This is a genomic window from Leptospira mayottensis 200901116 (genome assembly GCF_000306675.2).
Lineage (GTDB): Bacteria > Spirochaetota > Leptospiria > Leptospirales > Leptospiraceae > Leptospira > Leptospira mayottensis.
Map to the genome: position 1 here is coordinate 2,080,001 of NZ_CP024871.1, position 20,000 is coordinate 2,100,000.

A 20,000-nucleotide genomic window follows, 5' to 3' on the forward strand; every position below is an offset into this window, starting at 1 on the left:
AATGAATTTTATCCGTTGTAAGAGTCGCTGCTATCGCGGCTGCGCCAGCGCTCAATCCCTTTGCCATCGCTACCAAATCGGGCCGGATTTTGGCTCTTTGATAAGCGAAGAGCGAACCGGTTCTCCCAAAGCCGGTAAAAACTTCGTCCACCAAAAGTAAAGTCCCATATTTTTTGGAGATCTTTTCGAGTCTCTGAAGAACTTCTTCTTTGTAAAAAATCATCCCCCCCGAACCCAGAATCAAAGGCTCAATCACAATTCCCGCAACAGACTTCGGATTCCTTTGAAAAAACTCTTCGATTGGATCCACACATTCTACGTTGCAAGAATCAGGCTTTTTTTTCATCGGACAAAAGCTACAATTCGGAGTTAAAAATTCTTCCGTCGGAAACATCAGCCCTTGAAAAACCCGATTGAACACCGAATTTCCGCCTACACTCATAGCTCCTATTGTATCTCCGTGATAGGAAGTATTAAACTTTATGAATGTTCTACGATTCGTTTCTCCCGTATTCTGAAAATATTGATATGCAAGTTTTATCATAATCTCGACGGCGGTGGAACCGTTGTCCGAGTAAAGAACCCTACAAAACAAACCCTCCGTAATTTTTAAGAGTTCACTTGCAAGTTTTTCAGCCGGATCGTGCGTAAACCCGGCAAGCAAAACGTGATCGAGTTTATCCAATTGATTTTTAACGGCTTGAATAATCTTAGGATGGTTGTGTCCGTGAATACTCACCCACCAAGAAGAAACAGCATCTATATAAGAGTTTCCCCTTTCGTCATACAAAAATTCTTCTTTTGCTCTCTCAATCTTTAAGGGAGAATTGGATTCGAACTGAAGCGTGAACGGATACCAAATCATACGAACATTTTCTTTATTACTTCACACTGATCGAATCGGGAAAGGCATTCGATTTGAAAACGTTCCCGACTCATTTTCTCTTTTGAGTTCATAAAGAAATTTCCAAGTAAAGTCACTCCGCTCCATTCCGTGATCGTTCGAATATTATCTTCCGTGGTTTTATCGGGAACACCTATAAAATAAATTCCCTTTAGATCAATCTTTCGATTTTGGACGGCTTCGATTGCAAGAAGTGTTTGATTGATCGCACCCAAAGAAACAGGAGCCACTAAAATGAGAGGAATCTCAGATTGTCGGATCAATTCTAGAGTAAGAATTCTTCGGGTCAACGGAACGAGTAGACCACCGGCTCCTTCCACGATGATTTTTTCGTCTCGAATGCTATAGAGATGTCTGGAAAGTTCATCCGAATCGATCTCAACCCCTTCCAATTCGGAAGCATAGTGAGGAGATCCAGCAAAAGACAAAGAATAATAGTTTTTGAGAAAATAACTTTCGTGAAGACCCGTAAGATTCATCAAAGTGACCCGATCGCTATCACTTCCGGTTTGAACAGGTTTGAAATATTTGAGCCCTAAAGACTTTCCGTATTTTCCCAAGATGAGAGAACTAAAAAGAGTTTTACCTACATCCGTTCCAGTGGCTCCGACAAATACTGCCATCAAAACTCCGGCAAAAGAGAAATCAATTTTTCTAATACAAATTCCGTTGTATCGGAATGAATGCTGATTCGAAGCCTGGGAACGCTCACGGTCGGAGGACGGATCGCTTTAACATAAAGTCCGTTGTTTTTACAAATTTCCGCGGAATCCAAAACAGTTCTTTCAGAAGGAAATAAAATGGGAACAATCTGCGATTCGGAAGTCGACTTCGGATAATTTTTCGCCTCAAGAGAAATACGAAAGCGGTCCGAGCGTTTTAAAAGATCCTCTCTTTCCTTTCTCATGGACCGCACGATTGAAATGGAAGTTGGAACCGCATGTGTGATCGCGGGCATGGGCGCCGTAGAATAAATAAAGGTCCGCATCTTATTGATCAGAAACTCTTTTCCGATCCTGGAAGTTCCAATCCAAGCGCCTTCCAAACCCAAAGATTTCCCGGCCGTATAAGTAATAAAGTCCACCTCTTTCATTCTTTCAGGACCTAAAACCTGAGCCACTCTACCTTCTCCGCTTTGTCCAAAAACTCCGATTCCGTGAGCGTCATCCAAAACCAAAACCGCGTCGTATTTATTTTTGAGATAGAGAAGATCCAAAATCGGCGCGAAATCTCCATCCATACTGAAAACGCTTTCGGATATGATAATCTTTTCCTTTTTTTTGGATTTTTGGAGAAGTTCTTCAAGATGATTTAAGTTTAGATGTTTATAATATGTTTTCTCAGCGCCCGAAAGACGAATTCCGTCCAAAATCGAAGCGTGATTGAGCCGATCCGTGAAAATCTCCGACTTTGCGTTTGCGATACAAGAAATCAATCCTAGATTGGCCGCATAACCGTTAGCAACCCACAGAGCAGTTTCCGTTCCAATCCATTCGGAACAAATTTGTTCCGCAATTTCAAAGGAATTTCTATGTCCACAGACCAGTCTGGAAGCTCCGGAGCCAACCCCGTAAAGATCCAAACCTTCTTTCAGACTTTCGATGAGTTCGGGGTGACGGGTAAGACCAAGATAATCGTTAGAGGACAAATCGACCCCAGAAGGAACTTCCAGGGATCGAAAAAGAAAATTCTCTTTCAAAGATTCCAAAACAAAAGAGGCTTTCTGAAGGAACGTAGACGGATTCAGGTTCAAAAAACCTCTCTTTTGGATTTTAGAGCATTTCCTTCACTTCATTTCTTTCGGAAATGAGTTCGTCATGAGTAGTTTTGAATTTTTCCTTCGCAAAGTCGTTGAACGGAAGACCTTGGATGATCTCCACTTTCTTTCCATCAGACTTCAAAGGAAATCCGAAAACTAATCCTTTTTCAGTTCCGTAAGACCCGTCGGAAGCAATGGCCGCTGAAAAGGCATCGCCAGAGGCTGTCGGAGTGATGATTGCGCGGACGGTATCTACAACTCCGTTTGCTGCACTTGCCGCAGAGGAAGCTCCCCTTGCTTTGATAATCTCGGCTCCTCTTTGTTGAACGTTTTTAATAAAATCTCCCTTCAACCATTCGTGATCGGAAATTACGTCGGTTACCGGTTTACCGGAAATTTTTGCATTGTAAAAATCCGGATATTGAGTGGAGGAATGATTTCCCCAAATTCCCAAATGGGTTACCTCTTTTACGGGAACACCCGCTTTGGAAGCAAGCTGTGACTTCGCTCTGTTTTCATCCAATTTAGTCATTGAGAACCAACGATCTGTTGGTATTCCTTTTGCGTTGTTCATTGCGATCAGACAATTTGTATTACAAGGATTACCAACCACGAGAACTCTTACATCGGAGGCTGCATTTTTTTCGATCGCCTTTCCCTGATTTATGAAAATCCCTCCGTTAATTTTAAGAAGGTCCCCTCGTTCCATTCCAGCTTTTCTAGGAACGGAACCGACTAACAACGCCCAATTGATATCCCTAAAAGCAGTATCCAAATCGGAGGAAATAGTTACTTTTTGCAGAAGAGGAAATGCGCAATCTTCCAGTTCCATAATCACACCTTTTGCCGCGGGTAACGCCGCTTCCAACTCAAGCATTTGAATTTCCACCGCAGTATCGGCACCAAACATCTGTCCGGAAGCGATTCTAAAAAGAAGCGAATATCCAATTTGTCCCGCAGCGCCTGTAACAGCGACCTTCACCGTCTTACCCATATTTGACTAGCTCCTATTTTCCAATTTTAATTTTTAAGTTCCTGATCGATCACTTTCGTAAACGCTTCTATCGGTTGCGCACCTTCTATCATAATTCCATTGATAAAAAAAGCGGGAGTTCCACTGACACCGTATTTCTCACCTTCAGCCATATCTGCTTCCACTTCTTTACGAACCGAGGCATCGTTCACACATTGACTGAACGTTTTCATGTCGAAACCCATACCTCTTGCTAAATCCAAAACTCTTTCCTTCGAAAGATTTCCGGAGTTATCAAAAAGCACTTTGAAAAATTCCCAGTATTTGCCCTGAGACGTGGAACAATTCGCGGCGATATGCGCAAACATGGCGTTTGGATGAAAAGAAAGTGGATAATCTCTAAATACCCAACGAATCTGATCCTTGTATTTTGCTCTTAACTGAGCATTCACATCCTGACTTCTTTTACAGAAAGGACATTCAAAATCGGAAAACTCGATGACGGTAACTTTTGCATTTTCCGGCCCGATAGAAGGATTATTACCCGCAACAATCGTATCGTCTCTAAGAGGAGGGAGCTCTTTGACTTTTATGGAAATATTGTATTGATTGCGAAGTTCAGAAAAAAGAGAATTTCTCGCTTCTTCCTTTTTTTGGGAAACAAGATGATTTTCAATTTCGGATTTAACCTGATCAAAAGACTTACCCTGAAGCGCTGGAGAATTTTTATATTGTTCATAGACAGCGCGCATTTCCTCAATGCTCGGAGATTGGATCGAAGGGTCTAAAAGATCTTTTTCGGAAACTTTTCGCTCTTTTGCGGCGAGCGAAACCACCTTTTTACTCGCAAATTCGGAAAGTATACGAGAGAGACGATCGTTTGTTTCCGCATAAAACTTACGGGCGATTTGGGGATTGTCCTTTTCGACATCTTTGATAGTATAACTTTTACCGTTAATTTGAACGACCCCATCCGAAGAAAAATAACTAATGAGCGGAAAAATTGTAAGCAGGATGTAGATAAAAAAAACGGCAGAGAGAATGAGCAAAGGCCTGAATTCTCTTGTTTTTAATTTTTCGATTATGTCTTGCATGGAACTATTCCCTCCAGAGGTTGGAAAAACAGCGACTTAGTTTCCCTACTGCCAATTTAGAAATCCGAGGTAGAGTGGCAAACGATAAATTCAGGCTGTTTTTTCACTCTTTTCTGAAATTTTCCTTTTTCCTGAACTTGAAAATTCCGGTGGGAAATAATTCTAAAGGAATAAAAAAATCCAAAAAAAAGCTAAAGTGAATCCTCTATTACCGATATTTTTAGTAGAGAGTCCAATCCAAATTTCAAGGAGGTTCGGGGTTATGAATGTAACAGGGATTACAGTCCAGTCTTTTTCGTTGCCCCAATTTAGCAAAGAAGTAAAACCAGGGGTACAAATCCAAGAAAAAGACGCACAAATTCCAGAATCGATTCCGCGGACAAAACCCAAATCGACAGTGAATGAAATCAAACCGGAAGAGCTTGTTATGAAACCTTCCCCTATATCCTTTGAAGAAAGAATGAATCAAGTGATCAGTCCCGAACAAATGAAAAACCTTCTTTCCATGATGATACGCTCCAGAATGAGTGAAAATCCGACCGATCACAAAATCGACGTAAAACGATAGAGAAGAAATTTGTTTTTTACTCTCGGTCTTATCTACACGGTCGGTTTAGACGTTTTTTTAATCCTCATAGGTTTGGCCGCGTTTATCGGCCTCACCTTTCTATTTTTTAAGGAAGTAATTTATCCCGCGATAAAAAAAGAAAGCGCCGGAGTCGGAACTCCTCCCGAAGAAGGAGATAAATTCTTACTCGTAGTTTCCGAAAGTCAGAGAAACGTTCGATTTAGCGTTGGCCAAACTTCCGGAAACATTCGAACCTACTGCAATGCAATCTCAGATAATCATCTGGTATTCAATCTAAAAAAAGCGAAAGATTCAGAAGATTATGAAATTCAAATATTACGGAATTCTTTCGTATTGTTCAAACCTCCGGGAATGCCTACATTTTCCAAAATGGAATCTGCAGAAAAACTGGATAGTTATGAAGTAATCGGTAAAAACGCGGACTTTCGAATTTCAGACAAAGTGGTCAAAGAAAGAATGATTCAATATTTTGAAATCAGCCTTTCTTCTGAATTTTTTATCAATAATTTCGGAAAAGAAAGAATGCGATTCATTTTCACGATCACAAAAATACATCCCGGTCTCAATCGAAAAACCCCGATTAAAAAAGGATTATTTGCCTTCGGAAAAGAAGAATCGGAGGAATAGATTTTCCGATCTCGAAAGTATTTCCGACTATTTTAATCTAAAAGCCTGGGTCTTAAAAACCTTAAAAGAAATCAGTTACAATCCAGAAAACATATGAATCGGGCAATATTTTTGGAATCCGATTCCTGGTTTTGTTGAGCGAATATACAACGTCAATTATCTGGGACCTGGTAGAAAACGGAAGCATAAATCGTCAATTCGAGCATACCAACAAGATTTACAAGCCCGATTCCTCCAAGTCAATCAGACGATCTCGGAGATGAACCTTTTTTGGTCTTTTGAAGGAGCGGACAATACAGAATGGAAACGTAGAATTGTTCAGACATCGTATAATTGACCTTTAGTTCGTTCTTCTTTTAGTATGCATAGTTATTAATATTATAAAACTTGAATACTTTTCCAGGATTCTAAAATCCCATCCTCCTCCACTTTTAAGGAAAGAAGCTGACAATCGAAATGAGTTTTTTGAACGAACTCGGCGATCTTTTCTTTAAGAATCTTTTCTATCCGAACCGCTTTGTTTCTCTCAGAAAACAAAAGAACGGAAGGACCACTTCCAGAAAGCGAATGTCCGATTAAATTTTTACTTATCTCGGTCAAAAGAGAATTTAATTCAAACCCGGAATGCATTCGATACGGAGTATGAATTCGATCTTCCAAAGCGAGTTTCAAAAGAGAAATTTTACCCGAATCCAAAAATTCCATCCATGTAGCGATACGGCTCATATTAAAAATCACGTCCTCGGTGGAATAAGAACCGGGGAGAGCTTTTCTAGATTGATGCGTTGAAGTCTCCAAATTCGGTACGATCAAAAAACAACGTACCTTCTTTGGAAATTTCTTTTTAACATATTCCAAACGGTTTCCATTGAAATAGGCAAATACAAAACCACCCAAATAAGCGGGGATCGTATTATCCGGATGCCCTTCGATCTGACCGAGATGAAACAGAAATTCATTTTCCTTCGGGAAAGGAATCCTAGAATAAAAATTCTTATGTGCGAATCTCGCGGCACAAACTCCAGCTACAGCTGCACTCGCGCTAGAACCAAGCCCCCCTTTTATCGGAAGTTCAAGATCCATAAGTAAGGAATACGGAAGCGGTTCAACACCAGGTAAAAACCTTTTAAAATAGGATTGGTACGAAAATAGAACAAGATCCTCATCGGGATCAAAAGGAAGAGCGTCCATCCCTTTTACAGAGGTTTTGAATTCCCTTTCGGGAACGAATTGAAACTGAAATCGGTTGTAGACTCGAAACGCAAGACCAAAAAGATCAAAACCCGGTCCTAAATTGGCCGAGGTTCCTGGAACCCGAATGGAATATTGTCGAATCGAAGGCATAAAAAATGAAAGCAGATCGAAAAATGATCGTAAAAGCTACAACCACAATTTTTCTCCGAATCAAACCGTCATTTGATTTTCGTCTTCCAGAATCCAGATTTTCGAATCGATTAACTCCAAATAATTGTAAAAACGAGATACACAAGTGATGTTCAATTCCGAAATGTTAAGAAACGGATTCTAAGGGAAAAAGAGTTTTCTTGATCTTATCAGAGTGCATTCTGCCTGATTATGCACTTTTCAATTTTGGACCTAATCGTTCTGCTTTTGTACATAGTATTGGTTCTTTTTTCCGGATGGCTCACTTCCAGAAAAAAAGACAAAGATTCTTCTTCTTATTTTCTCGCAGGAAGAGAAATTTCCTGGATCGCGTTGAGTTTCTCGATCGTTGCCACAGAAACTTCAACTCTTACCTTTTTGAATATTCCTGAACTGAGTTATTCTGGCAATCTCACCTTTCTCGGGCTTGGTTTGGGTTTTGTTTTGGGAAGAATCATCGTAGCCGAACTTTTTATTCCAATGTATTACAAATCGGGATTTATTTCCGTGTACGAATGGGTAGGAATCCGTTACGGAAAAATTTCCCAAAAAACGGTTACCTTTCTTTTTAAACTCACTCGAATCTTAGGAGACGGAGTGAGAATGTACGCCTCCGCGATTCCGGTTGCGATCCTATTGGAAGGGTTCTTAAAACAATATAGTGCAATGGAGATAGTAACTCGTAACGCAGAAATTCTGAGTCTTCTTTTAATTTCGGGAATTACGGTTCTTTATACGGTTCAAGGTGGATTTCGTTCCGTCGTTTGGGTGGATTCGATTCAATTTTTGATCTACGTTGCGGGAGGAATCTTTACATTTTTCTACTTAGGAAACTTGCTTTTAGAAAGAGGTTTAAACGTTTCTGACCTCATTCAGAATGCATTTCAGACAAATAAGTTCAAAATTTTCGAATGGAATGATTTTTCTTCCGCGTATTTTGCACCAACTGCGATTTTAGGAGGAATTCTTTTGACTTTAGGAACCCATGGAGTGGATCAGATGTTCGTACAAAGAGTTCTTGCTTGCCGATCCGAACCGGATGCAAAGAAGGCGATGATCTCTTCGGGAATTTTTGCTTTCTTTCAATTCGTATTATTTTTAAGTATCGGAATTTTATTATATTTTTATTATGAAGGTTCCGCTATTCCCAAAGATAAGGTTTTTTCCAAATTCATTATGGAGGAAGTACCTTCTCCGATTACTGGATTTTTGTTGGCCGCTATTTTGGCTTCCGCGATGTCTACTTTATCGAGTTCGATCAATTCGCTTTCCTTAACGACCAAAGTAGACTTAGGAATTGATAGATTTGGTTCGGGAACATTGAGTTTATTTTGGGGAACGATTCTCCTTTTGAGTTCCCTCTTTCCGCTCTTTTTAACAACGACAGGAAAAACGGGTTTAGTCGAACTAGGTTTGTCGATCGCTTCCTATACTGTCGGTCCGATCATCGCGATTTTTTTAAGCGGGAAAATTCAAAGTTTTTCTTACATGCAGAATTTAAAAGATAGTTTTGCGTCCCTATCCATAGGATTGACTCCGATTCTGACTTTGATCTTCGGAAAATGGACCGGCTTCGGTTTTACTCTGCTCGTTCCCTTTGGAATCGGAACCTGTTTCTTACTCGGATTCAGTTTATTGCAAATTCAGAATCGTCCAGCTTTTCAAAAATAGATTCTAAAATTCTTTTAAACTCAGACATTTTTGTGAAGTGAATATAATGATCCCCACCTGGAATTGTGTAAAATTGAGAATTCGGAAAAAAGTTTTGAGTAAGCCCAATATCTTCCTTATGAAAATATTCCGAAACTCCGCCAGTTATAAAATACGTTTGCCCCAGATACGGACTTTCTACATATTTACTGAAAAAATCTTGCAACAGTCTGGGAGAATTTGCAATCCCCTCTACATTCAGTTTCCATCGATAACCGCCGTTTTCAAGTCGTTCCAAATTCATCTCTAAAAAGTTTCTAATAAACGAATTGGGAAGAATTTCCGTCAAAACCACATCAATTTCCTGCCTGGATTTAAAACCGGAAACGTCAGTCCGAAGACAGGCAAGCTCGCTTTCGTAATGAAACGAATAGTCCTTAGGAACAATATCCTCCACAAATAAGAAAGAAGGAATATTCGGATTTTTTAATGCGAAACCCATCGTCACGAGCCCGCCCATGGAATGACCCAAAATCACCGGTTTTTCGATTTCTTGCTTTGTAATCCATACTTCCACGTCTTCTATCATAGAAGCAAGAGAATGTTCGCTTGAATGTGGGGAATCTCCATGATTTCGAAGATCCATCAGATAAACGTCTGCATATCGGCTTAGGAAATCGCCTACGCTTAACCAATTTTTAGAGGAACCGAAAAGTCCATGTAAAATTAAAATCGGGCCACAAATCGGAGAAAAAAACTTCCCGCTTTGAAAATCGATCTTACGAAAACTTAAATCTACGGCAGACATTCTTTCTGGATTTTTTTTAGAAAACCGTGGTATTTTTTGCCATATCGATAAGGAAGAAGTTGCAAATCCCTACGAAAAGACTCGTAAATTTCTTTTCGCGCTTCTCCCTTACCACATTGAATTGTCTCAAGATCTTTTGTTAAAATTTCTAATCTTTTGGAAATCTGATTGGCGAATACGCTAGCATAGTTTCCGTTCGGATTGAGTTGTAAATAACGAATTCTTCTTTTTCTTTCGTCGCCGATAAAACAAAAAACGTCCCTTTTACAATTTGCCTCCGGAGTGTGTTTGACTCCTAAAAACGCGGCAAAATCTCCGGGCCCCTTATCCCTGAATTCTTCCGCGATCTTCCAGAATACATCCGGGTTAATTTTTGCATGGGTTCCTTTTTCTCCGGGAATGATATCTTCGGGGTTTTTGGAAAGATATCCGAGTAACTTGGATTCCATACGTTTGTTTTCGCCTTCTTGCAACATTTCTAATATTCTGTTCAAAACGACCGCCCTTCTGATTTTTAGATAGAGGTATTCGTCCGAATGATAAATCCCATTTTCTTCCAGGGAATTCAAATACTGAAAAACGGATTCGAATTCGTTGAGGCCGGTATTAGCAGAATATAACATACGATCGATGGAACGTAAAACCATCTTATACGCGCCCCTTCCCTCCAAATCGAAAAGGACTTGGGTCTCTACCCAACCGCTCAATCCGGAAGAATCGGATACAAAACGAAAGTTACGATCATTTTGTTTTTCGTTTTTGCTCTGAACGATTTCCCCAAAACCTAAACGACGAAGAATTTCCGATTTTTTATCCGGAAATAAATAGAGGGGGGAACTCGGCTTAAGAACCAACCGATCACCTCCCCAAATATACGGGACAGCCATAAAAAAGATGAGGACCAAAACGATCCGTCTCATTGTTTACTTATTCAGATCCCGTATCATTTCCGCGATTCTTTCAACTCCGCGTCTTATATCCATTTCACCCATCGCATAGGAAAGTCGAAGAGCTTGGTCTTCTCCGAAAGCGATTCCGGGAACTCCCGCTACTTTATATTTTTCTAATAGAATACTGCAAAAGATTTTGCTTAGAGATGTTTCAGAAGTTTCTTTTTTTAGTTTTTCAAAACCTGGAGTTTTATACACATCCGTGAGATATGGGAAAACGTAAAACGCGCCCTGTGGACGATTGCACTTCACACCAGGGATTGAATTTAAAAGGGAAACGATCAGATTTCTTCTCACTTCAAAAGCCTTTCTCATCTCTTCCACACAAACCTGATCTCCTGCAATCGCCGCTTCCGCCGCCGCTTGAGAAACCGAAGAAGGATTAGAAGTAGACTGACTTTGAATCGTTTCCATATTCTTAACAATTCTTAAATCCCCAGCCCCGTAACCGATCCTCCAACCAGTCATGGAATAAGTTTTGGAAACTCCGTTAACGATAAAAGTCTGCTTTTTAAGTTCGGGAGACAGCATTGCAAGATTGGAAAAGGTAAATCCGTCGTAGACAATCTTTTCATAAATATCGTCACTCATCACCTGAATTCCAGCAGAAAGTACGATTTCTCCCAAAGCTTCCAAATCCTTTTTAGAATAACCGGCTCCCGTCGGATTGGAAGGGGAATTTAAGATCAAACATTTTGTCTTAGGAGTAATCACCTTCTTCAATTGTTCTGGAGTGATTTGAAAGTTATTTTCCGGAGTGGTAGTAACGATCACAGGGACGCCCTCCGCCAAACGAACGATATCCGCATAACTGACCCAATACGGTGCGGGAATAATGACCTCATCACCTGCGTTTAAAGTTGCCAGAAAATAATTGTAGATAACTTGCTTTCCACCCGTTCCAGCGATGACTTGGGTTTTTTCGTAATCAAGCCCGTTATCTCTTTTGAATTTATGAACGATGGCCTCCTTGAGTTCGACCGTTCCAGAAACAGCCGTATAACGCGTCATTCCCTTATCAATCGCTTTCTTTGCGGCATCTCTGATATGGGACGGAGTTTCGAAATCGGGCTCCCCAGCTCCGAAACTGACAATATCTTCTCCCTTTTTTTTCAACTCGTTCGCCTTGGCGGTAATCACGAGTGTGGGAGAAGGTTCGATGACGTTCAGCCTTTTTGCGCTGAGATCCATTCTGTTCCCCTTTTTATATTTTTGACTTTGATCCGTCTTTTTTCGATCGATTCGAACGGAAAAGAATCAGACATTATTCAGTTGCAACTGAGCCAATTCTTCCTGAGCTTCTCTAAATTGATCCAAAGTATAAATTTCGTATTCATATCCCTGTTCAGTGAGAAACAACTGGCGATTCTGCCCAAAACGTTCCTCATTCGTATCCCTTGAAATAAGAGAATAAAATACGGCCGTGTTATCGTGTCCCTTGGGTCTCAGAATTCGACCCAATCTCTGCGCCTCTTCCTGCCTAGAACCGAAGGTGCCCGAAACCTGAATCGCAATATTCGCATCCGGAAGATCGATCGAAAAGTTTGCCACCTTACTGACTACGAGGGACTTAATTTTTCCCGAACGGAATGCGTCATAGAGAGTCTGTCTCTCCGGAAGTGGAGTTTTACCCGTAATCAAAGGAATATTAAATTTCTTTGATATTTCTTCTAACTGATTGATATATTGTCCGATCACAAGCAAATGAGACTCGGAATGTTTTTTCATGATGAGATCAATTGCTTTCATCTTTTCCGGATTTTCGGAAGCGAGTCTGAACTTTTCGCGGTCATCCGCAATGGAATACTTCAAACGTAGATCATCTTCCATATTCACTCGGATTTCCTTACACTTCGCCTCCGCAATCCAAGACTTACTTTCTAGTTCTTTCCAAGGAACGTCGTATTTTTTCGGTCCAATAAGAGAGAATACGTCTTCTTCCAGACCATCTTCTCTTACAAGAGTCGCAGTCAGTCCGAGTCTTCTTTTTGCCTGAAGTTCAGAAGTCATTCGGAACACGGGAGCGGGAAGCAAATGGACCTCGTCGTAAACGATGAGCCCCCAGTTATTCGCGCTGAATAGATGAAAATGTGTAAAATCCCCGCCCTTCTTTTTCCTATGCGTGAGAATGTTGTACGTCGCAATCGTAATTGGACGGATTTCTTTGACTTCACCGGAATATTCCCCGATATCCTCGGGAGGAATATCGGTTTTATCCAAAATTTCGTTTCTCCACTGGCGGATCGAAAGTGTGTTTGTAACTAAAATCAAGGTTTCGGCTCCAACGATCTGCATTACACCGATTCCCACGATGGTCTTACCGGCCCCACAAGGAAGCACTACAACACCAGAGCCTCCCTCGTTACCACCTCCCGCATGGAATACTTCCACACAAGCTCTTTGGTAATCCCGCATTCCAAACTTTTTACCGTTGGTACTCGTAGGTCTCAAGTTAAAACCGTACTTATTTCCCTCGTCGTAACCAGCAAGATCTTCCACGGGAAAACCGATTTTGATCAACGCTTGTTTGATGTGACCGCGGTACTCTTTTTTGATATAAATTTTATCGGGAAAAACGGTTTCAATAAAGGGTTGCACCGCTCTATGATTTCCGATCTCTTGGAGAAATCCCTTTTCATTCGATAGGATTGCAAGCTCTCCAGACTCTTCCTTGACAAGTTTTACCTTACCGTACCTACTAATTTGTTCGCGGATTTCATTTACGATGTTTTTCGGAACGGAATATCTGGAAAACTTTTCCAAACATTCTACAATTTCATCAGCAGTCATTTTGATCGACGCCGCATTCCAAAGGGAAAGGGGAGAAATTCTGTATGTGTGAAGGTATTCCGGACTTTTTTCTAACTCAGCAAATTTGGAAACTATACTTTGACAAGCTTCAAATTCCGGATTATCTACCTCCAAAAGCATAGTTCTATCACTCTGAACGATTAAGGGTTTACTCATTTGTGTCTGGTTTCCTGTTTGTTTAGACTGAAAATCGACCCCTTTCTGTCAAGAAGAATGCGAACATAAGAATCCTATCACGAAATTTATCGAAAGTTCCTTAGAAGTAAGTTATTTCCGAGTTTTCCCAAATCACGCATAACATCTTTTTCGTTCCATCAGCAAAAAACTGAAGAATGAAAAAATACAGAAAGCGATTTCTTTCGCGGAAGTTCTAAGAAAAGATCACAACATGGAAAGCAGAATTTGAAAACTTCCGCTCTTTTCTTCTCCCGGAAAAATAGTCGTCAAAGAAAAATCGTTTAAAAACGCATTCCCCGGAGCACTCATCGGTTCGATCGCAATTCGATCTCCTGTAAAGTTCGTATAAATTTGAAAATACGAAAGCCGTATATCGTTCCTCATCGAAACGTTCGATTGAATTCGAACTTGATAGGAATCATCCGGAACTTGTAATAACACCCACGCATCTTTTCCAAAAAATAAAGAATCTAACACGGGGATACTCTCCAAAGTAAATCGATCCGTTTTCGTTCCATAAATGGGATAAGCCGGAGTTAGATCCTCTCGTAAAGGAATCTGTTTCCTAAGATTAGACCGGAGGAGACATTGATCGGATTTCATTCTAAAATAAGGATGATAACCATAACAAAATCGAAACGGATAAGAATTGAGGTTTAAAAAGGAAGTTTTGAGAGTAAGAACTTCTTCGTCCAAAATTCTCCATAGTGAATATATTTCCCGAACGATTACCTTTCCCAAAGAAGAATCCGATAAAACTTCTTCCGGATAAAGTTCGAACTCAATCGAATTATTCGTCTTTCGAACGATCCTGCGTTTCCAAGAATAGACAAGCCCATGAGAAGGATATCCGTTCTTATCTTTAGTTCCGATAGAAGAAAGTGAAATCCACTCTTCTCCCAAACGAATCCTATCATCGGCATGACGATTAACCCAAGGATACATCAAATATGAACCGGAAGAAAAGAACGGTTCTTTTTCATCATACCCGGAAATAATCTCAAGCCATTCGCCACTTAAGGGATGTCTCCAGCTCCAGGAAAGGATCTGTTCCCCGTTATCCGTAAATTTTAATCGGGAACAATTACTAAAAATTTCCGGCACTTCCACAAACTTCCTGGAAATTCCGAATCTTTTCCATCTATTTTTGGGAACTCCAGCGTTTTAATGGCGAGGTAAAATCCTTTAACATATAAAACCTAATTACGAATCACTCGAAGCGTTCCCTTAAAATAGATGGAAAGGAATTGAAAGCCTGTTTAACTAGGGAAAATTGACGATAGGAGAATTTCTTTGAAACACTTGATTCTAACTTGGACCCATCTTCTTTTTTTAAGTCTTTTTCTTTCCAATTGTTATATTCCGGTAAATGCAAATCTAGGCACCCCCTCGAAAACCGCAGAATTGAGGGAAAAACTCCTTTCCGGTAAAAACGAAGACAAAATTCTCATCATTCCCATAGACGGAGTAATCAGCGACGAAGGAGAAAAAACCTTTTTCGGGGGCCAAGAAGATTCAATCTTAGCCGGAATTAAAAAACAACTCGAACTCGCCGAACTGGATCCAGAAATCAAGGCCGTGATCTTGAAGATCAATTCACCAGGAGGTTCTGTAACCGCAAGCGACATCCTTTACAAAGAGATTCTTCAATTTAAAGCTAAAAAGAAAATTCCTGTGGTCTCCTTGTTTATGGATACTGCGGCGAGCGGCGCGTACTATATTTCGATGGCGACCGATCTCATAATCGCACATCCTACTTCCGTAACCGGTTCAATCGGAGTGATTCTTTCCGGAATCAATGTAAAAGAGGGTTTGGACAAACTTGGAATTAAGGACCAGTCGATCCGTTCTGGAGGGAATAAAACCATCGGCTCTCCCTTGGAAGATCTATCTCCCGAGCAAAGAAAACTGCTTCAATCTATTGTGGACGATCTCTTCGAAAAATTTTTCGAAGTCGTAAAGAACGGAAGACCCGGAAAAAATCCCACCGAACTTCGTAAGATTGCCGACGGAAGAATTTTCACCGCATCCCAAGCGCTTCAACACGGGTTAATTGATAAGATTGGTTATTTTGACAACGCGGTTCAAGAGACGATGGCCCTCCCGAGTTACAGAAAAACTCCGGGAAACAATAGTCCGAGAATCATTTACTATTCCCAGAATACGGATAAAAGGGCCAACTTTTATCAGGTTCAATCTCCCGAGTTAAAACAGGATTCTACAATCTCGAAAATTCTCGGAACAAGAAGACAGGTTCGTTTTCTATATATCTGGTCTTACTAAGGTCCATTAGAAATTTAGAATCTATTTTCCGGTATATCAATGTTATTCAATTCTTTACCCTTTCTTTTCTTATTTCTAATCACGTATTTGATCTACTGGAACGTAGACGGACCCGCGAAAAAAAGAGTACTTCTCGTTTCGTCGATCATATTTTACGGATATTCCCATATTGCGTTTTTGATTCATTTTCTTCTAATAATCGGAATGAATTATTATTTCTCGCTCAAACTCTGGAAAAACAGGGAAAAAGGAAAACCGACAGGAAAACTTCTGAAGTGGGTAGTCCTTATAAACGTAGTCAACCTCGCTTTCTTCAAATATTATTACTTTTTAATGGATTTCATGAGTTCCATTACGGGAATGGAACTTTGGCAAAAACTCGGAACCTCAGTCGAAATTCTTCTTCCTCTAGCAATCAGTTTTTATACGTTTCAGTTGATCGCTCTCCAAGTAGACATTCACAGAGGAATCATTCCGCAAAAAATCAGCGCAAACGATTATTTTTTATTCATCCTATTCTTTCCCCAATTGATCGCTGGTCCAATCATGAGATCGACTGACTTCTTACCAAAACTCGATCATCCCGAGATCGACAAACATAGGGTGACACAAGGAATTTTTTTATTGATCTTCGGTCTGTTTAAAAAATCGGTTCTCGCCGATTCCATAGCCGGGATCATTTCTCCTCTTTATCTAGAACCCGGGGAATACCATGCGGCTTCCATTTATATTTCGATCCTCAGTTTTGCTTGTCAGGTTTACTGCGATTTTTCCGGTTATACCGACATAGCCCGAGGCTCCGCATTCCTACTTGGATATGAAATTCCGGAAAACTTCCGCGGTCCTTTTTTATCTCTCTCTTTCCGCGAATTTTGGGGGAGATGGCACGTGACACTTTCTACTTGGTTACGGGATTACATCTACATTCCTCTCGGCGGAAGTAAAAAGGGAGAATTTAGATCCCAGTGGAATATGTTTCTTACGATGTGCCTGGGAGGGCTTTGGCATGGAGCCAATATCGCATTTGTTCTTTGGGGAGCGTATTTGGGTTTGATCCTTGCGGTGGAAAGAATCTTAGAGCCAAAACAAGCTGAGAGAATTGACTCAGGTTCTTCTAAAATAGTACGACTATTGAGAACCGCAGTAACTTTGAACTTATTTGCGTTTTCAGGTATTTTCTTCCGAGCAGGCTCTGTAGGAAAGAACTCGGTTCCGTTTTTGCTGGATCTGATCGGTGGTTTTAAGAACTTTTTTTCCGGAAAAACTCTCCCTCGTTGGGAAGAACTACTTCTGTTTATATTTTTGACCATCGGCTTAAATTCGCTTCAGTATTTTCCACAACTAATGGAAAAGATTGAAAAACGTTCCAAGATCTTAATTCCTGCTTTTAGTATCCTATTACTTTTGCTTCTGGGAGTTTTCGGAGACGGCGGTGGGGAATTTATTTACTTTCAGTTTTAAAACCTCCCTTTAAAAAAGGGGATTAGAACGCCGACGAAAGGAGGGCTTATTTGGATCTTAGAAAATTCTCTTTTCTTCCAAGTCTAAAACTTCTTTTTCTTACATCCATCCTTTTGTTTTGCTGTTCTCCCGAATGGATTCGAGAACTTCCTCCAAATTCCACTTTAGAAACGGATTCTGGAAAAATTCCGGGTGGAATTTATGTACGAAACCGACCGGAAAGATCACATCTAAATACCCTCTTTTACAAAAATACGGTTCAGGAAAGAATTTTTCTAAATCCAGAAGACCGCACGTTCGAAAAATCTATGAGACGGGAAGTGAAGGATATAAACGAGTACACAACTCATATCATATGCGGAAAAGGAAGGTATTACGTATCGGGAAATTGGGTCTTACTCGAAACGAATCAGAAGGGTGAAACATTCTTTCAGGGAAATGGAGAAGCATTTCAAATCGAATATCTTCCGTTTCATCACAAATTGTTATATCATTATGATTCTTCTACAAAAACTCTCGTCCCATTATTGTATGAATCTGGATATCAGGAAAAAAGATACGGACTTTTGAACGGAGTAAGTAAGCCTTACCTAGAAGATAAGTATTTTCAAATAGCGAGAAAAAACTTTCTTAAGAAGGAATTCCAATTTCACGCTTATTTTTACAAACCATGAATTTAACGGATCATATAAAAAGCTACTTTCAAAGAATCGGCTGGCTTTTACTTAGTATAAATCTAATTTGTTTAACAATCGCCATCGGCGTTCTGCAAACTCAACCATTTTCCCCAAAAGCAAGAATCGTCCTTTACTTGATCATTATCATTTTTCTTTATTTAGTAAATTATGTTTCTTTTATATTATTTTCAACTAAAAAAATACTTCCAAGAAACGAAATCCAAGAAAAAACAACAAAACGTTACCGTAAAGGCGACTATAGAATGCAGAATTATCTGTTTCCGATACCAATAGACGATGAAAACTACGAAATATACGGAAGAACTCTCACTTACAATCCGATCGGAGGCGATTTTTATAATTTTTTAACTGATCCACAAGGAAACTATTGGATCGGAATCGGAGATTCAGTCGGACACGGCTATCAAGCAGGGATTTTCAGTATGATGATTTTCCAAAAGATGGCCTTATTAGTAAAATACGACTTAAATCCTTACAAAGTGATAGAAGATATCAACGAAGATCTTCTCAAAAGGACAGAACAAAATCCAACGATCAATTCTAATTTATATGCGACTTTTCTTTTGATCAAAGCCGATAAACAGGGAAACATAGAACATTCGGGTCTTCATCCAAGTTTTGTGATTTATAAAAAAAGAACCGGAGAAAACCGAATTGTGGAAACCGATGGGAAATTCATATCCACCACCATGAACGCATGTTTGAAAAACGTACAAAGCAAAAATCGTTTTCATATGGAATCCGGAGACATCGTATTTTGCTTTACAGACGGGCTCTACGAACAGAAAAATAACGGAAACCTGTATTTTGGAGAAAGTTTGTTTCGTTTTTTGGAAGGGGTTCCCAAAAATCATCTCGGAAAAATCGCCGATGATCTTTTTACCGAAATTTTAAAACATACGAACGGAAGAATTCAAGACGACATGACCATAGTTATGATTCGCAAGAAGTGATAATGTTTGAACTTAACGAGCTTGAAATCAAAATTCTAAATCTGATCCCGCTTGAAGTGAGGGATGTGCGCAAATTGGGAAGAATTCTCCACGACGTTACCTTAGTTACCGGAATGACCGAGGAAGAAATCATAGAATTTATTCCGTTTGGATTAGAGGATGAAATTCGCATTCTAAAAGTTGAATACAATTTTAACAATTTCAAAAAAGCACTCGTATCCAAACTCACAAAAAGAAACTACTACTCCCCTGGACTTTCCACTCCCATTCCAGATACGTTACGCGAATCTTTTTAATTTTTTTTACCCCGTAAAAACAGGCGATTTTTTCTGGTATTAGTGTTCCGATTTTCCGATTGAAACCACAAATCAATAACAAACCTTCAGCAAATCACGTGCCTTTAAAAGAAGGAACAAATTATATTTTCGTTCTGGCAAATCCAGACTCGATCGTCCGATTGAAATCGAAAATAGATCCTTTTTACGATTTTCAATCCGAGGAAATCGAAGAGCTTCCATTTTTATTTGCATCCCCTTCTCTCATTCCTCGATTTTTATATTTTTTAGAATGGAATCAAATTTCGTTTTCCCACAAATCGATTGATTTTATGGCTTACCTGAGTTTTGAAAAAGAAAAAATCTTTTCCAAAGGTAAACGTTTCCCCGAACCATCCTTTGAAATCGCAAACGATACAAAATATCCGATTCAACAAAATCCATACCTTCCAATCGGATCCATCCCTTTCCAAATTGTCAGGGGAGAATCGAATCTTACTTCTATAGGCGCCATAAAAACCGGAAACTTTAATTTGTATCGACAAAGAAGAAACAGGATGGTTTCAACACGTTATCTGTCTTTGAAGGATATCGTAAATCCAGAA

Annotated in this window: 20 protein-coding genes (2 of these 20 running past the window's edge); 9 read left to right on the forward strand and 11 right to left on the reverse strand. The window is 39.9% G+C overall.

What is annotated here, in order from left to right:
* The 5 genes in view from bioA to LEP1GSC190_RS09330 are tightly spaced (at most 26 nt apart) and all read right to left on the reverse strand, a layout consistent with a single transcriptional unit that may run on beyond the window.
* Nucleotides 1-865 carry the 5' portion of an adenosylmethionine--8-amino-7-oxononanoate transaminase gene (gene bioA, locus LEP1GSC190_RS09310; protein ID WP_004279511.1) on the reverse strand. 437 nt of this gene lie to the left of the window's left edge, so the window shows 865 of its 1,302 coding nt (coding positions 1-865); it begins with the start codon at nucleotides 863-865; the stop codon falls past the left edge of the window.
* Nucleotides 862-1,527: a dethiobiotin synthase gene (gene bioD / locus LEP1GSC190_RS09315; RefSeq protein WP_002763993.1), complete on the reverse strand. Its 666-nt coding sequence runs from the start codon at nucleotides 1,525-1,527 to the stop codon at nucleotides 862-864. Before bioD ends, bioA begins: the two co-directional genes overlap by 4 nt.
* On the reverse strand, nucleotides 1,527-2,657 hold the full coding sequence (locus LEP1GSC190_RS09320; protein ID WP_002763922.1) for an aminotransferase class I/II-fold pyridoxal phosphate-dependent enzyme: 1,131 nt from the start codon (nucleotides 2,655-2,657) through the stop codon (nucleotides 1,527-1,529). The genes bioD and LEP1GSC190_RS09320 overlap by 1 nt, the downstream gene beginning before the upstream one ends.
* 19 nt (nucleotides 2,658-2,676) lie before the next feature.
* Nucleotides 2,677-3,657 carry a malate dehydrogenase gene (locus LEP1GSC190_RS09325; protein ID WP_002763916.1) on the reverse strand — a complete coding sequence of 327 codons (981 nt, stop codon included), beginning with the start codon at nucleotides 3,655-3,657 and terminating at the stop codon, nucleotides 2,677-2,679.
* 26 nt (nucleotides 3,658-3,683) lie between these two features.
* Nucleotides 3,684-4,730 carry a DsbA family protein gene (locus tag LEP1GSC190_RS09330; RefSeq protein WP_002763975.1) on the reverse strand — a complete coding sequence of 349 codons (1,047 nt, stop codon included), beginning with the start codon at nucleotides 4,728-4,730 and terminating at the stop codon, nucleotides 3,684-3,686.
* A 262-nt stretch (nucleotides 4,731-4,992) separates the two neighbouring features.
* On the opposite strand from LEP1GSC190_RS09330, the gene LEP1GSC190_RS09340 reads away from it, so the two are divergent.
* Both LEP1GSC190_RS09340 and LEP1GSC190_RS09345 read left to right on the forward strand, forming a co-directional pair.
* Entirely contained in the window at nucleotides 4,993-5,298 is a 306-nt protein-coding gene (locus tag LEP1GSC190_RS09340; protein ID WP_002764018.1) for a hypothetical protein, read from the forward strand.
* Between the two features lie 9 nt (nucleotides 5,299-5,307).
* Nucleotides 5,308-5,946: a hypothetical protein gene (locus LEP1GSC190_RS09345; protein WP_002763939.1), complete on the forward strand. Its 639-nt coding sequence runs from the start codon at nucleotides 5,308-5,310 to the stop codon at nucleotides 5,944-5,946.
* A 378-nt stretch (nucleotides 5,947-6,324) separates the two neighbouring features.
* Here the strand turns inward: LEP1GSC190_RS09345 and thrB are convergent, their stop codons facing one another.
* Nucleotides 6,325-7,290, reverse strand: coding sequence for a homoserine kinase (thrB, locus tag LEP1GSC190_RS09350; RefSeq protein WP_002763929.1), 966 nt, complete (start codon nucleotides 7,288-7,290; stop codon nucleotides 6,325-6,327).
* 231 nt (nucleotides 7,291-7,521) lie between these two features.
* Between thrB and LEP1GSC190_RS09355 the strand changes: the two genes are divergently transcribed.
* A complete protein-coding gene (locus tag LEP1GSC190_RS09355) occupies nucleotides 7,522-9,000 on the forward strand; it encodes a sodium:solute symporter (RefSeq protein WP_002763950.1) in 1,479 nt (492 codons plus the stop codon).
* On the opposite strand, the gene LEP1GSC190_RS09360 is transcribed toward LEP1GSC190_RS09355, so the two are convergent.
* From LEP1GSC190_RS09360 to LEP1GSC190_RS09380, 5 genes are all read right to left on the reverse strand, one after another.
* The gene (locus LEP1GSC190_RS09360) at nucleotides 8,957-9,787 is read right to left on the reverse strand and encodes an alpha/beta fold hydrolase (RefSeq protein ID WP_002763913.1); all 831 of its coding nucleotides are present in this window, start codon (nucleotides 9,785-9,787) and stop codon (nucleotides 8,957-8,959) included. The two genes, LEP1GSC190_RS09355 and LEP1GSC190_RS09360, sit on opposite strands and share 44 nt — an antisense overlap.
* Nucleotides 9,775-10,707, reverse strand: coding sequence for a hypothetical protein (locus LEP1GSC190_RS09365; protein WP_002763952.1), 933 nt, complete (start codon nucleotides 10,705-10,707; stop codon nucleotides 9,775-9,777). The genes LEP1GSC190_RS09360 and LEP1GSC190_RS09365 overlap by 13 nt, the downstream gene beginning before the upstream one ends.
* Before the next feature lie 3 nt (nucleotides 10,708-10,710).
* Nucleotides 10,711-11,928: a pyridoxal phosphate-dependent aminotransferase gene (locus LEP1GSC190_RS09370; RefSeq protein ID WP_002745681.1), complete on the reverse strand. Its 1,218-nt coding sequence runs from the start codon at nucleotides 11,926-11,928 to the stop codon at nucleotides 10,711-10,713.
* A 66-nt stretch (nucleotides 11,929-11,994) separates the two neighbouring features.
* Nucleotides 11,995-13,704: a DNA repair helicase XPB gene (locus tag LEP1GSC190_RS09375; protein WP_002763996.1), complete on the reverse strand. Its 1,710-nt coding sequence runs from the start codon at nucleotides 13,702-13,704 to the stop codon at nucleotides 11,995-11,997.
* A 225-nt stretch (nucleotides 13,705-13,929) separates the two neighbouring features.
* On the reverse strand, nucleotides 13,930-14,829 hold the full coding sequence (locus tag LEP1GSC190_RS09380; RefSeq protein WP_002745692.1) for an aldose 1-epimerase: 900 nt from the start codon (nucleotides 14,827-14,829) through the stop codon (nucleotides 13,930-13,932).
* Nucleotides 14,830-15,018: 189 nt separating this feature from the next.
* On the opposite strand from LEP1GSC190_RS09380, the gene sppA reads away from it, so the two are divergent.
* The 6 genes from sppA to LEP1GSC190_RS09410 all read left to right on the forward strand — a co-directional run.
* Entirely contained in the window at nucleotides 15,019-16,008 is a 990-nt protein-coding gene (sppA, locus tag LEP1GSC190_RS09385; protein ID WP_004279576.1) for a signal peptide peptidase SppA, read from the forward strand.
* A 39-nt stretch (nucleotides 16,009-16,047) separates the two neighbouring features.
* On the forward strand, nucleotides 16,048-17,469 hold the full coding sequence (locus LEP1GSC190_RS09390) for an MBOAT family O-acyltransferase (RefSeq protein ID WP_002763923.1): 1,422 nt from the start codon (nucleotides 16,048-16,050) through the stop codon (nucleotides 17,467-17,469).
* Between the two features lie 50 nt (nucleotides 17,470-17,519).
* Nucleotides 17,520-18,143, forward strand: a complete 624-nt coding sequence (locus tag LEP1GSC190_RS09395; RefSeq protein ID WP_002763951.1) for a hypothetical protein — start codon at nucleotides 17,520-17,522, stop codon at nucleotides 18,141-18,143.
* Nucleotides 18,140-19,120 carry a PP2C family protein-serine/threonine phosphatase gene (locus tag LEP1GSC190_RS09400; RefSeq protein ID WP_002764012.1) on the forward strand — a complete coding sequence of 327 codons (981 nt, stop codon included), beginning with the start codon at nucleotides 18,140-18,142 and terminating at the stop codon, nucleotides 19,118-19,120. Before LEP1GSC190_RS09395 ends, LEP1GSC190_RS09400 begins: the two co-directional genes overlap by 4 nt.
* A gap of 2 nt (nucleotides 19,121-19,122) precedes the next feature.
* Nucleotides 19,123-19,416 (forward strand): hypothetical protein, encoded by a 294-nt coding sequence (locus tag LEP1GSC190_RS09405; protein ID WP_002763986.1) that lies wholly within the window; start codon nucleotides 19,123-19,125, stop codon nucleotides 19,414-19,416.
* A 98-nt stretch (nucleotides 19,417-19,514) separates the two neighbouring features.
* Nucleotides 19,515-20,000, forward strand: partial view of a hypothetical protein gene (locus LEP1GSC190_RS09410; protein ID WP_036047597.1) — the 5' end (the start) only. It continues 810 nt past the right edge of the window; 486 of the gene's 1,296 nt are visible here — the first part of the coding sequence; its start codon is at nucleotides 19,515-19,517; its stop codon lies beyond the right edge, outside the window.

What these genes read in the sequence shown, in the direction of transcription:
- bioD (WP_002763993.1), bottom strand. Translation starts at nt 1,527, where the DNA reads ATGGCAGTATTTGTCGGAGCCACTGGAACGGATGTAGGTAAAACTCTT.
- LEP1GSC190_RS09325 (WP_002763916.1), bottom strand. Translation starts at nt 3,657, where the DNA reads ATGGGTAAGACGGTGAAGGTCGCTGTTACAGGCGCTGCGGGACAAATT.
- LEP1GSC190_RS09330 (WP_002763975.1), bottom strand. Translation starts at nt 4,730, where the DNA reads ATGCAAGACATAATCGAAAAATTAAAAACAAGAGAATTCAGGCCTTTG.
- LEP1GSC190_RS09340 (WP_002764018.1), top strand. Translation starts at nt 4,993, where the DNA reads ATGAATGTAACAGGGATTACAGTCCAGTCTTTTTCGTTGCCCCAATTT.
- thrB (WP_002763929.1), bottom strand. Translation starts at nt 7,290, where the DNA reads ATGCCTTCGATTCGACAATATTCCATTCGGGTTCCAGGAACCTCGGCC.
- LEP1GSC190_RS09355 (WP_002763950.1), top strand. Translation starts at nt 7,522, where the DNA reads ATGCACTTTTCAATTTTGGACCTAATCGTTCTGCTTTTGTACATAGTA.
- LEP1GSC190_RS09360 (WP_002763913.1), bottom strand. Translation starts at nt 9,787, where the DNA reads ATGTCTGCCGTAGATTTAAGTTTTCGTAAGATCGATTTTCAAAGCGGG.
- LEP1GSC190_RS09365 (WP_002763952.1), bottom strand. Translation starts at nt 10,707, where the DNA reads ATGAGACGGATCGTTTTGGTCCTCATCTTTTTTATGGCTGTCCCGTAT.
- LEP1GSC190_RS09370 (WP_002745681.1), bottom strand. Translation starts at nt 11,928, where the DNA reads ATGGATCTCAGCGCAAAAAGGCTGAACGTCATCGAACCTTCTCCCACA.
- LEP1GSC190_RS09375 (WP_002763996.1), bottom strand. Translation starts at nt 13,704, where the DNA reads ATGAGTAAACCCTTAATCGTTCAGAGTGATAGAACTATGCTTTTGGAG.
- LEP1GSC190_RS09390 (WP_002763923.1), top strand. Translation starts at nt 16,048, where the DNA reads ATGTTATTCAATTCTTTACCCTTTCTTTTCTTATTTCTAATCACGTAT.
- LEP1GSC190_RS09400 (WP_002764012.1), top strand. Translation starts at nt 18,140, where the DNA reads ATGAATTTAACGGATCATATAAAAAGCTACTTTCAAAGAATCGGCTGG.
- LEP1GSC190_RS09405 (WP_002763986.1), top strand. Translation starts at nt 19,123, where the DNA reads ATGTTTGAACTTAACGAGCTTGAAATCAAAATTCTAAATCTGATCCCG.